The 11,952-nt window shown below is 60.3% G+C and carries 13 protein-coding genes; 5 read left to right on the top strand and 8 right to left on the bottom strand.

Features of this window, described 5'->3' with window-relative positions:
* Positions 1 to 37: 37 nt before the first annotated feature.
* Genes fdh3B through V8J85_RS13210 form a run of 6 tightly spaced genes read right to left on the bottom strand, consistent with a single transcriptional unit; the run spans position 38 to position 5,492 of the window.
* Positions 38 to 631 carry a formate dehydrogenase FDH3 subunit beta gene (gene fdh3B / locus V8J85_RS13235; protein ID WP_339954226.1) on the bottom strand — a complete coding sequence of 198 codons (594 nt, stop codon included), beginning with the start codon at positions 629 to 631 and terminating at the stop codon, positions 38 to 40.
* 12 nt (positions 632 to 643) lie between these two features.
* Positions 644 to 3,550, bottom strand: a complete 2,907-nt coding sequence (locus V8J85_RS13230) for a formate dehydrogenase subunit alpha (protein WP_339954225.1) — start codon at positions 3,548 to 3,550, stop codon at positions 644 to 646.
* Positions 3,551 to 3,597: 47 nt separating this feature from the next.
* On the bottom strand, positions 3,598 to 3,786 hold the full coding sequence (locus V8J85_RS13225; protein ID WP_339954224.1) for a twin-arginine translocation pathway signal protein: 189 nt from the start codon (positions 3,784 to 3,786) through the stop codon (positions 3,598 to 3,600).
* 52 nt (positions 3,787 to 3,838) lie between these two features.
* Positions 3,839 to 4,441, bottom strand: a complete 603-nt coding sequence (locus tag V8J85_RS13220) for a TorD/DmsD family molecular chaperone (RefSeq protein WP_339954223.1) — start codon at positions 4,439 to 4,441, stop codon at positions 3,839 to 3,841.
* Entirely contained in the window at positions 4,438 to 4,983 is a 546-nt protein-coding gene (locus V8J85_RS13215) for a DUF3306 domain-containing protein (protein WP_339954222.1), read from the bottom strand. The genes V8J85_RS13220 and V8J85_RS13215 overlap by 4 nt, the downstream gene beginning before the upstream one ends.
* Positions 4,980 to 5,492, bottom strand: coding sequence for a DUF3305 domain-containing protein (locus tag V8J85_RS13210; protein ID WP_339954221.1), 513 nt, complete (start codon positions 5,490 to 5,492; stop codon positions 4,980 to 4,982). The genes V8J85_RS13215 and V8J85_RS13210 overlap by 4 nt, the downstream gene beginning before the upstream one ends.
* Positions 5,493 to 5,848: 356 nt before the next feature.
* Here V8J85_RS13210 and V8J85_RS13205 point away from each other — a divergent pair, with 356 nt between their 5' ends.
* Positions 5,849 to 7,792 (top strand): 4Fe-4S binding protein, encoded by a 1,944-nt coding sequence (locus V8J85_RS13205; protein ID WP_339954220.1) that lies wholly within the window; start codon positions 5,849 to 5,851, stop codon positions 7,790 to 7,792.
* On the opposite strand, the gene V8J85_RS13200 is transcribed toward V8J85_RS13205, so the two are convergent.
* Positions 7,786 to 8,499 (bottom strand): hypothetical protein, encoded by a 714-nt coding sequence (locus tag V8J85_RS13200; RefSeq protein ID WP_339954219.1) that lies wholly within the window; start codon positions 8,497 to 8,499, stop codon positions 7,786 to 7,788. The genes V8J85_RS13205 and V8J85_RS13200 overlap by 7 nt on opposite strands.
* Positions 8,500 to 8,582: 83 nt before the next feature.
* On the opposite strand from V8J85_RS13200, the gene V8J85_RS13195 reads away from it, so the two are divergent.
* From V8J85_RS13195 to V8J85_RS13180, 4 genes are read left to right on the top strand one after another with little or no spacing between them, the layout of a single operon-like run.
* Positions 8,583 to 8,774 carry a DUF6494 family protein gene (locus V8J85_RS13195; RefSeq protein ID WP_339954449.1) on the top strand — a complete coding sequence of 64 codons (192 nt, stop codon included), beginning with the start codon at positions 8,583 to 8,585 and terminating at the stop codon, positions 8,772 to 8,774.
* Positions 8,775 to 9,827: an Mrp/NBP35 family ATP-binding protein gene (locus V8J85_RS13190; protein WP_339954218.1), complete on the top strand. Its 1,053-nt coding sequence runs from the start codon at positions 8,775 to 8,777 to the stop codon at positions 9,825 to 9,827. It begins immediately after the preceding gene.
* Positions 9,828 to 9,829: 2 nt separating this feature from the next.
* The gene (locus V8J85_RS13185) at positions 9,830 to 10,525 is read left to right on the top strand and encodes a biotin/lipoate--protein ligase family protein (RefSeq protein ID WP_339954217.1); all 696 of its coding nucleotides are present in this window, start codon (positions 9,830 to 9,832) and stop codon (positions 10,523 to 10,525) included.
* On the top strand, positions 10,522 to 10,992 hold the full coding sequence (locus tag V8J85_RS13180) for a DUF6505 family protein (RefSeq protein WP_445285905.1): 471 nt from the start codon (positions 10,522 to 10,524) through the stop codon (positions 10,990 to 10,992). The genes V8J85_RS13185 and V8J85_RS13180 overlap by 4 nt, the downstream gene beginning before the upstream one ends.
* Here the strand turns inward: V8J85_RS13180 and V8J85_RS13175 are convergent.
* Positions 10,989 to 11,834, bottom strand: a complete 846-nt coding sequence (locus tag V8J85_RS13175) for a YcaO-like family protein (RefSeq protein WP_445285904.1) — start codon at positions 11,832 to 11,834, stop codon at positions 10,989 to 10,991. The two genes, V8J85_RS13180 and V8J85_RS13175, sit on opposite strands and share 4 nt — an antisense overlap.
* Positions 11,835 to 11,952 lie beyond the last annotated feature (118 nt).

The raw sequence follows: 11,952 nt of genomic DNA, 5'->3' as shown, positions 1-11,952 counted from the left end.
CGACCCAGCCAGGTCGCGCCCCTCGCTTCAGAAAGCCTTAGTTGCTTTTCTGATCATAAGCCGTGCCCCATCCCCACGCACCGGAACCAAAGCCGCGGGCCACCACACGCTCGCGATAGATGCCGGATACAACGTCGCCATCACCAGCCAGCAGCGCCTTGGTCGCACACATCTCGGCACAGATGGGCAGCTTACCCTCGGCGATCCGGTTGCGCCCGTATTTGGCGAATTCGGCGGTGGAATGCGTCTCCTCGGGCCCACCGGCGCAGAACGTGCACTTGTCCATCTTGCCCCGCGATCCAAAATTGCCTGCCTGCGGATATTGCGGCGCGCCGAACGGGCATGCGTAGAAGCAATAGCCGCAACCGATGCACAGATCCTTGGAATGCAGCACGACCCCTTCTTCGTTCTGATAAAAGCAGTCGACCGGGCATACGGCCATACAGGGTGCGTCCGAACAATGCATACAAGCAACCGAGATCGACCGCTCACCGGGTTTGCCGTCATTGATCGTGACCACCTTGCGGCGGTTGATCCCCCAGGGCACTTCGTGTTCGTTCTTGCAGGCGGTGACGCAGGCATTGCATTCAATGCAGCGTTCGGCATCGACGAGAAACTTTGCTCTTGCCATGATCTGATCTCCTTACGCTGTCCAGATTTTGCAAAGAGTGGCCTTGGTCTCTTGCATCTGGGTCACTGAATCGTAGCCATAGGTTTGCGCGGTGTTGGTACTTTCGCCCAGCACGTAAGGGTCGGCCCCTTCGGGGTATTTGGCCCTTTGATCCTCGCCCTCGAAATGGCCGCCAAAGTGGAACGGCATGAAGGCGACGCCCTCGCCGACCCGTTCGGTCACCATGGCCATCACTTTGACCTTGCCACCTTCGGGCCCTTCCACCCAGACCTGCGCGCCGTCACGGACGCCAAGGTTGTTGGCGTCGCGGGTGTTGATCTCGACGAACATGTCCTGCTGCAATTCGGCCAGCCACGGGTTTGATCGCGTTTCATCGCCGCCGCCTTCATATTCGACCAGACGGCCGGATGTCAGGATGATCGGATAATCCGCACTGAAATCCTGCTTCTGGATCGAGGCATACATGGTCGGCAAGCGATAGAATTTGCGATCCTCGTAGGTCGGATAGTCTTCCACCAGATCGCGCCGGTTCGTATATAGCGGCTCTCGGTGCACTGGCACCGGATCGGGGAAGGTCCAGACGACCGCCCGCGCCTTGGCGTTGCCGAATGGCGCGCATTCATGGGCGATCGCAACGCGCTGGATACCGCCTGACAGGTCGGTCTTCCAGTTGATGCCACCCATGTTGTCGGCACCACCGGCAACCTGTTCGATGCTCGCCCTTTCCTCATCGGTCAGGTCACCCTCCCAGCCCAGATCGACCAGCATCTGATAGGTGAATTCAGGATAGCCATCCTGAATTTCCGACCCGGCGGAATAAACACCTTCGGCCAGCAGGTTGTCACCGTCGCGTTCCACCCCGAACCGGGCGCGGAAGGTCAGGCCGCCTTCGGACACAGGCTTGGACATATCGTAGAGGTTCGGCGTTCCCGGATGCCGCATCTCGGGCGTGCCCCAGCACGGCCATGGCATCCCGTAGTAATCGCCATCCGCGGGGCCGCCATTCGCCCGCAAGGTCGTGCGGTCGAATGTATGCTGGTTCGCCATATGCAGCTTCATCCGCTCGGGCGATTGGCCGGTATAGCCAACGGTCCACATGCCCCGATTAAACTCGCGCGTGATGCTTTCGACATTCGGCGTTTCGGGGTCGTCCATTTCGATATTGCGGAAAAGGCGGTCAGCCCAGCCGAACTTGTTGGCGAACTTGGCCATGATGACCTCGTCCGGGAGGGATTCGAACAGGGGCTCAACTACTTTGTCGCGCCACTGGATCGACCGGTTCGATGCCGTTACCGATCCGCGGGTTTCGAACTGCGTACAGGCGGGCAACAGGTAAACGCCATCCGTCCGGTCATGCAGAACCGCCGAGACTGTCGGATACGGGTCGATCACGACAAGCATATCCAACTGCTCCATCGCGGTCTTCATTTCCTTCATCCGGGTTTGCGAGTTTGGCGCATGACCCCAGAGGACCATCGCCCGGACCCTGTCCGGGTTGTCCATGTTTTCGGGGTCCTCCAGAACCCCGTCGATCCAGCGCGACACCGGAATACCAATTTCGTTCATCAAGGGTTTGTCGTTCCCGTCAGCATCCTTGATCGTCGCGAATTGCGCCTGCAGCCACTCGGGGTCCTCACCCCAGACCCGGCCCCAATGCGCCCATGCGCCTGCGGACAGACCGTAGTACCCCGGCAGCGTATGACTGAGAACGCCAAGGTCCGTCGCACCCTGCACATTGTCATGGCCGCGGAAGATATTCGTGCCGCCACCCGATGTGCCCATGTTGCCCAGTGCCAACTGTAATACGCAATAGGCACGGGTGTTGTTGTTGCCGTTTGTGTGCTGGGTCCCACCCATGCACCAGATCACGGTGCCGGGGCGATTGTTGACCATGGTTCGCGCCACACGGCGCAGCTGCGATCCGGGCGTGCCGGTGACACGTTCGACCTCTTCCGGAGTCCAGCGCGCAACCTCTTCCTTGATCTGGTCCATGCCCCAAACGCGGGTGCGAATGAATTCCTGATCCTCCCACCCGTTTTCAAAGATGTGCCACAGGATCCCCCAAACCAGCGCCACATCGGTGCCGGGGCGGAAGCGGACATATTCGTCAGCATGCGCGGCCGTGCGTGTGAAACGCGGATCGCAGACGATCAACGGGGCGTTGTTCTGCTCTTTCGCGCGCAGCACGTGCAGCAGCGACACAGGATGCGCCTCGGCCGGGTTGCCGCCGATGATGAATATCGCCTTGGAGTTATGGATATCGTTATAGCTGTTCGTCATGGCGCCGTAGCCCCATGTATTCGCCACACCGGCAACGGTCGTCGAATGGCAAATCCGCGCCTGATGGTCGACGTTGTTCGTGCCCCAATAGGCAGCGAATTTGCGGAACAGATAGGCCTGTTCGTTATTGTGCTTGGCCGAGCCCAGCCAATAGACGCTGTCCGGCCCGCTTTCTTCGCGGATGTTCATCATGCCGCCGCCGATTTCGTCGATGGCCTGATCCCAGCTGATCCGGACCCATTCGCCGTTTTCACGCTTCATCGGGTATTTCAGGCGACGTTCACCATGGGCGTGTTCACGGACGGCAGCACCCTTGGCGCAATGTGCGCCCAGGTTGAACGGGCTGTCCCAACCGGGCTCTTGCCCCGTCCAGACGCCGTTGGATACTTCGGCAACCACCGTACAACCAACCGAGCAATGGGTGCAGACCGATTTCACCGTTTCGACCACTGTCGATGCCGTCTGCGCCGCGGCGGGTGCTACTGCACCACCGGTTGCCGAAATCGCGGCCAGGCCCCCGATCGTCAGCCCCGACCCCCGCAGAAATGCGCGCCGATCAACGGATTTTTCCGCCACCTCGGACAGTACCCCTGACCGTTTGCGCCGCTGGCTGGTTTCTCTGGTCTTTCTCCGTAACATCGTCTTCCTCCCTCAATGCCACCCGCCCAGAGTGGCTCGGTCATTCTTTAGAAACGTGCGCTTTGGAAATAGGCGCGTGTGTGTGGCGTATCCTGCATCTTCTCCGACGTTGGATCGGGCAATGCCTCTGACGCCTCGCCTGCTGTCGCGGCCACGGCGACCGCGGCAGGAGTCGCCACACCCGCCAGTTTCAGAAATGATCGTCTGCTTGTGGTGTCGTTGTCGTCCTTCGCCATAAGAGGTCTCCCTTTCATTGTCGTGGCGGCTGCCCGCCGATATCTGTGGCCGCTACGCGGTCATGCGGAACGCTTCGCGTTCGATTTCCATGAATGCGCGGCCCACTCGTCCCACCGCCGTATAGAATTGTGCACCTTTCGCGGCCTCCAGATCGGCAAAGAAATGGCCCGCCCATGGTGCAAGGTGTTTGTTGAAGAATTGCCGCTGATCCGGCAGCGATGCAGGCGCGCGGAAGCGACCGACGATCATACCCGCCATCATCTCCATCAGCGATGCAATGTTGTCCTCAGGCTCGTACACATTGTCAGCCCGGGTCATCCCCAGCGCGGTCATATCGGCACGCAGGCGCGCCAACGGTTTTTCATTCAGAAACCCGGTCAGATAGTAGCTGGCATAAGGAAGCAGTTCCCCCCGACCCAGACCGATGAACAAAACATTGAATTCCTGCGTCAGGGCCTTTGGTCGGGCCTTCCGCGCAGCCGTCGAAAGCGCCGTGATTGCCTGACCCAATGTGGTCTCATCACCGGTCAGCGCGGCGCATTGATCCAAAAGCAGTTGATCCGGGGGGCGTGCCAGCAGAAGGCCAATAAAGTTGTAAAGATCGGCGCGCAGGCGATCTTCGGGGGCGAGCGCGATATCTGCAGCAGCGGTCACGCGATCCCCTCTTTCGTGAATGTCATGCGGCGGGGGCGTGTGGGTGTGGGCTCTTCTTCGGGCGCTGCGACCTCTTCCGCTTCAATGACCGCAACAGGTTCTTCCGGTTCGCTCTCCGGTTCCGGCTCGATCACCTCCACTTCTTCCAGCCAGTGCGTGATATGCCGCAACATCCCGCGCCCGACCTGATAGGCCGTCTGCATATCCGGGATCACGCAGGCCTTGTCGGTAAAGTCCTGCCCGTAATCGACCAGATCATCAAGGTTCGCCAAAACCGCATTCGACCGCCACAACCGGCGCAAGGCGCGCTGACGAATGCGCTGTGGCACGATCTTTGCCATGAACTGGCTGAAATCATCGCCTTGCCCCAAGCCGTCCGGGTCAGGCAAATCAAGCGCCAGCAAAACCTCTTCATCGGACATCTCATCAAAAGATGCCTGCTGTGCGGCGACAGCCTCAGCCTCTTTCGACGCAGCTTCGGCACGGGTTTCCGCAGCGACCGCCGCCCGCCTGCGCGACCAAGTGTCGATCACGCCGCTCATTGCAACACCGCCCGCTTAGAGCCCGGCGCACGATAAACATCCGCCAGCTGCCGCACCCGCGCATCGCCAATACCATCCTGATCCAGATCGATACGTTTCTTGTCGCGACGCCGTTTCACAAATGGCTCTTCATCATGGTGCGTCTGGGCAAAATCGCGGATCCAGGCAACCAACCCTTCCGGCATCGGCACCTTCTCAACGATCTCTTCACCCGTGTCCGCAAAATCCTGCGCCTCAAAGGCGGAGGCGGTGACATGGGTGATGTCAGGTCGCGTTGCGCCACCCTGCATGACGATGTAGACCGACGGTTGGTCGGCCGAGAGACTTTGCAGATAGGCCTCGGCGTCTGCACGATGCAGGGTCAGCGGTAACGTTGTCGCATGATATTCGATCGCATCGCCTTCGCGCCGCAGCTCGTGCCAATCGACTTTTGATGCGCCGGGCAGAACCGCGACAACGCGCCAAACATGTTTGACCCATTTCGTCACGCCCGGCTGTCGCCGGATCACGATACCCAGTGGTATCGTTGCAATTCTTTCATGTGCTGGCGTCAAAACGTTCCCGATTTTCAACTGGCTAAGTCAATGCTGCACGACGTTGCGTCAAACGCAAAGTGGATTTTAGTTTAGTTGCAATATGGCGAAAGGTGGTGCTGCAGCGCAGAGCCTAGAAAGATCACTCCATTTCCCCGGCAAAATCAGCGATTTACGACCGGGCCGGAGGGCTCTTTGCGCTGTATACCTTCGCACACGCAGCGCAAGGAATGTCGCACCCCATAAGCCGAATATTGGTTTACGCCGCGCCAGAGTCGCGCATAGCCTACCGTGACGGCGGCACTTTGCGGCACCGACCGGAGGGCGAGATCATGATAAGACGGCTCATTCTTTGCGATTGCGCGGGCAGCCAATCGCTGGAGCCAGAAACCATATCGCAAGCCAGCGGCTTGACATGTTCACGGGTCTACACTGGTCTTTGCATGCACCAAACCGAAGACGCCGCGCGCGAAATCGCGGCCGGTGACGCAATGATCGCCTGCCAGCAGGAACGCCACCTTTTCGAAGAGCTGGCCAACGATCTGGGGCATGCCTTACCCGGTTTCGTAGATCTACGCGACCGGGCGGGTTGGGGTGCGGCCCCTGCCCCCGCCAAAATGGCCGCCCTCGCCGCCGAGGCGGCCTTGTCCATACCGCCGGAGAAATCGATCGACGTCGTCTCGGAAGGCACCTGCCTGATCATAGGTGGCGCGACAGCGGTCGAGGTCGCCGCGCAACTGTGCGACACATTGGCCGTCACGGTGCTGGTGTCTTCGGCAGAGCATATCCCGACTGACCGCAGTTTTGACGTCGTGGTCGGCAAACTGCGCCGCGCCTCGGGTGCGCTTGGCCACTTCAGAACAACCTTCGACCGGCTTCAGCAACTGCTTCCCGCCGGCCGGGGTGCTTTTGCTCTTGGCCCGGCAACAGACGGCCAGACATCCGAATGCGACATCATCTTCGACCTCTCCGGCGCTACCCCGTTGTTCCCGGCCCATGAAAAACGCGATGGCTATATACGGGCCGACCCCGCCCATCCAACTGCCGTCGCCAAGGCGACCTTCGACGCGGCCCAAATGATCGGAACGTTCGAAAAGCCGCTTTATGTACGGCTGGAACCGACCCTTTGCGCCCATAGCCGCGCTGAACAGCCCGCCTGCAGTCGGTGTCTGAATGTCTGCCCGACCGGCGCGATCACCCCGGCAGGAGAGCACGTGACTGTCGACCCGATGATTTGCGCGGGCTGCGGCGCATGTGCGGCGGTCTGCCCCTCTGCCGCGATCAGCTATGATGCCCCGTCGGTCGATGTGGTGTTCAAACGGCTGGACATTCTGGCACGCACATATCGCAAGGCGGGCGGTAAAAGCCCTCGCCTTTTGATGCATGATGACGACTATGGGCGCGAGATGATCGCGCTGTTCGCCCGCTTCGGGCGGGGACTTCCCGCGGACGTCATTCCGTTCGAACTGACCGCTATGGCTCAATTCGGCCATGCCGAAATGCTGGCTGCGCTTGCCAGCGGCTTCGCGCATGTCGATATCCTGATCGGCCCGAAGGCGGATCGAGATGTGATCGCCGCGCAGGCGGAACTGGCCAATGCGATCGCCGGTCAGGGCACTGTCTCGTTGATCGACCCCGCCGATCCTGATGCCCTTGGCGATGCGCTATCCACCGAACCGCTTCAGGCGGACGTCGAACCCATCTTGCCCATCGGGACGCGGCGACAAGTCACCCGTCTTGCAGCCAAAACGCTGAACCCGGATACCGAGACCATCACACTTTCCGATGGTGCCCCTTACGGCGCTGTCGTGGTCGACACCGACGCCTGCACGCTCTGCCTGTCCTGTGTTTCACTCTGCCCGTCCGGGGCCCTGGCCGACAATCCCGACCAACCACAGCTACGCTTTCAGGAGGATGCCTGCCTGCAATGCGGACTTTGTCGGAATATTTGCCCCGAAGACGCGATCACGCTAACCCCGCGTCTGAACCTGACCGATGCCGCATTGTCGCAGGAGGTGCTGCATGAAGAAGAACCTTTTGCCTGCATCTCTTGCGGGGCGCTGTTCGGGGTCAAATCCACGGTCGAGAAGATCATGGAAAAACTGGCTGGCAAACACGCCATGTTCGCCAGCAATGAGGCCGCCAACCTGATCCAGATGTGCGACAACTGCCGGGTCCAGGCGCAATTCCATTCAACCGACAACCCTTTTCAAGGGGGCACGCCGCCCCGGCCACGCACGACCGATGACTACCTGTCGAAGCGCAAAGATCACTGAGACTGGATGGGCGCACCTAGGTCGGCGGGGCGTATCAACGCGACATATGCGACGATCGCGTCGATCTCGTCCAGCGTGACTTTTACCGGCGCGATAGGCGACGGCAGGTTATCCGCAAATGGATCGGTCACGCCCGCGACCTGTGTAAAGGCCGCGTGCGGTTTGAGCAGGAAGAACCGCTGAAACCGTCCCTCCCAATCGGGAAAGGTCCGCATCAACGCGAATGACGGGGTCGAACCAATCGCATTCATGCGGTTCGTATCATTGACAACATGGCAGCGGCCACATTGCGCAAGACTGATATCTTCACCCATCTCCGCATTGCCACTTGGTCCCGGACCAAAGGAAACATTGGCGACAGCGGCGATCCCGCTGAAATCCTCACCAAACGCATCGATCGTCCGGTGTCCGACCTCGGATTGCAGCCAGTCGCGGAACGCAGCGGCGTCCGGATCATCTGATGTATCCAAAGACCATATCAGCGCCCCATGACGCAGCACTGGAACGCCCGCTTCGCCAAAGGTGGCATCCACGCTGCCCTCAGCCGCCGCGATTTGGATCCCGGTTTTCAATGAAAACCGCGGCAACAGGTGTTGCATCAGGCCCGTTTCGCCCAGCGCATCGGGCACGTGCAGCGTAAATCGCTTGTCGTCCGCCCAGACCGGGCTGGACAGCAACGCCAAAAGAAAAACGAAGGATCGCAACATTCCGACGGCTCCCCCAAGGCGTCAGGTTGCATGTCAGCCTAGGCGCGCTAGGCTCGGTTCGTCAATACGGGGAGGATTTGATGATGAGCGACGACTTCAACATGTCGATGCGCAAGTTTCTGAAACAGGTCGGCGTCACCTCGCAGCGAGCGATCGAAGAGGCGATGCGCAATGCGGGCGATACGTCGGGCAAGAGTTTTGACGCAAAGGTCGTGCTGACGATCGACGGTGTCGATCTAGAACACGTCGTGACCGGCAAGATTGAAGGCCCCTAGGTGACCATGACCCGAGATCAGGTCCTTGATTGCCTGAAAAAAATCAACGATCCACAAGGTACCGATATCGTCAGCGCCGGCCTTGTCCGTGCGCTGCAGGTCGATGGCGGGTCCGTCCGCTTTGTCATGGATGTCGCGCAACCCGAACCCTACCTGCCGATCAAGGAGCAGGCGGAGGAAAAGCTGCGCGCACTTGGGGCCAGCGATGTCAACATCATCATGACGGCGCACAAGACCCAAGCCGCGCCGCCAGACCTCAGGCCAAAATCACAGCCGTCATCTGGTCCGGAAAAGATCGCCGGGATCGATAGGATCATCGCCATCGCCTCGGGCAAGGGCGGGGTCGGCAAATCGACGATTGCAGCGAACCTCGCCTGTGCCCTCGCCGCCGAAGGACAACGTGTCGGCCTACTTGATGCCGATGTCTATGGCCCGTCCCAACCGCGTATGCTCGGTGTTTCGGGACGCCCGCAAAGCCCGGACGGCAAGCTGATCCTGCCATTGCGCAATTTCGGCGTCACGATGATGTCGATCGGGCTGATGACCAACGAAGATCAGGCCGTCGTCTGGCGCGGCCCAATGCTGATGGGCGCGTTGCAGCAGATGCTGACGCAGGTGCAGTGGGGCGCGCTTGACGTACTGATCGTCGATCTGCCGCCCGGTACGGGCGACGTGCAGATGACGCTGGCGCAAAAGGCGCATCTGGACGGGGCCATCATTGTATCGACGCCGCAGGACATCGCCCTTTTGGACGCGCGCAAGGGGATCGACATGTTCAACCAGATGAAAACCCCGATCCTCGGCATGATCGAGAATATGAGCACCCATATCTGTTCCGCCTGCGGATACGAGGAACACGTATTCGGCCATGGCGGCGTCGCGCATGAGGCGGAAAAACTGGGTGTGCCGCTGCTGGCGGAAATTCCACTGCATCTGGACATACGGCAAGCCGCCGATAGCGGCGCACCGGTCGTCATCGCGAAACCGGATTCTGCACAGTCCAAAGCCTTCCGCGATATCGCCCAAGCCCTCATAGCGTCTTGGGGCGCATGACCATGCCCGATTTTCCGCCGCTTTTCACCGGCACACCGGCCGATGACCCTTTCGAAGTTGCCTGTGCGCGCGCGGACGAAGGGTGCGATGCCGGCCTGATCACCTATGACATCGGACAAACCAATCTACAGGCGGCTATCGTCTTTGCCCCCGATGTCCCGTTGGCAGAGGCGATGATCATGCACCCCATCTGCGGGGTGGGGTTTCAGAATGCGCTCGGTGCGCTGGCACCGCCCGAGGTCGCCGTTCATCTGGAGTGGGCGGGCGGTATCCGGGTCAACGGCGCATCCTGCGGAAGGCTGAGTGTCGCCAGCGCCACTTTGGACGCCGACAGTATCCCAAATTGGCTGGTCGTGGGTTTGCACGTCAACCTCTGGCCCGAAACCGACGACCCCGGATCGACACCTGACCGGACCGCGCTTTTCGCCGAAGGCTGCGTCGGTCTGGACCCCGCCGGGCTGATCGCGGCCTGGGCACGACATACGCTCGTGTCGATCAATACCTGGTCAGACAAAGGTGCCGCCGCCATTCACCGCGAATGGTGCGGCCTTGTCCACGGCATTGACGCACCCATTGAAATGCAGGGAAAATCCGGCATATTCGTCGGCGTGGATGAGCATTTTGGGATGCTCATCAATGACGACGAAACCATGCACCTGATCGCGCTGACAACAATACTGGAGCCCCGACCATCATGAACCTCGCCCGTGCGATCCATTTCGATGAAAGCGACACGCGCGTGTTTCATGCACCCGCCCGCACGGGTGAATGGTGCATTTCGGGTGGTTTCGAATTCTCGAACTGGACGGAAGGTGATCTGACCGGCAAGGCGCAGCAGGCTTTTACCAACGGCTGGCTGGGGGTCGAGACATTCGGCAGGGTCACCTTCGTCGCCGTCACGCAGATCGAACCGGCGGAGCTGGAAAAACTGACAGACGATCTGGCACAGCATTTCGTCGACATCTACGGCGCGCCATCCATGGACGCCGCACGGCCGACCGCGCAGGAAGAGCTGCGGCAGATGTGCGACCTGTGCGCCGACCACGACCCGAACACGGTACTGACCGTCGCGCGAGAACTGACCGAGGCAGGTTTGAAAGAAAGCTACCGGGTTATCGTCTCACAAGAGGCTGATCTGAACATGTTTGCGGTGCACGGCAACTAGACGACAACCCTCACAACCGGCATCGCGATTTCAGGGACCGACATGTCGAACGCATGGGCCGGTCGCGATACGGTTTCGGCCAACATCTCCAGTGGCGACATCGTGGCCGCTGGCAATTCGGGCATATCCGATAAAACGACCGCATCCGGCGGGGCAACCTTGGTCACACCACGATACGCGGCCACCAGCGGATCGGGATCATTCAATGGCACGCCGTTCCGCTCCAGCTCGATCATATTGCGCCAGGACAGGACGGCCTCGTGCGCGGCCTTCAAAACCGCATCAACGATATCAAGACCAGCCGCGCGCCCAAAGGTCGGACGCCCGCCATCGGGATCGGCCAGGATCACACGGCAAACACAAAAACCAAGGGGCGAGGTTAATACCTCCAGCGTGATATGGCGGAGACGGGCCCGCAGATAATCCACCAGCGGCGCAAGCATCGGGATGGTGACCGGGTCGACGTTGACCGTATCCGGCGCGGATGACACGATATCAGGCACCAACAGATTTTCGATTAATTCCAACGCCGCCCGATCGGTCGCATCGGCAAGGCTTTCACCCGTGGCGCAGCCCTTCGAGTCCACAGGATGCTCTGGATGCCCCAGGCAAAGCGTCTCGATCATCCACGGCGTGGGATCGCCGCCGACCGTTCTGATTGGATCAACCGAACCAGTCCTGCCCTCCTGAAACTGCAGCGCATAACGCTCGGCAGCTTCGCACATGGCGTGAAAAGCGGCGATCTCCGGCGTCAGACCAGCCCCCGCGGCAACGCGATGCGAAGCACCGTCTGGCGCGGCACAGCCCTTGGACAGCTTGATCGAAGAAACAGCGATCACCATCGGAAACCTAGATGGCAAGAAAGGGAAGTGAGGCTTCGAAAACAGGCCGCCGGACATCGCTGCTGCCAAAGCCGCAGACGTTATTTTGTCGTTTGTCACCATTGACCTAAGGGCAATG

It is taken from the genome of Yoonia sp. 2307UL14-13, from assembly GCF_037572755.1.
Classification (GTDB): domain Bacteria; phylum Pseudomonadota; class Alphaproteobacteria; order Rhodobacterales; family Rhodobacteraceae; genus Yoonia.
The sequence above is the reverse complement of the archived record's forward strand: the minus strand, read 5'-3'. Positions and strand labels throughout refer to the sequence as shown.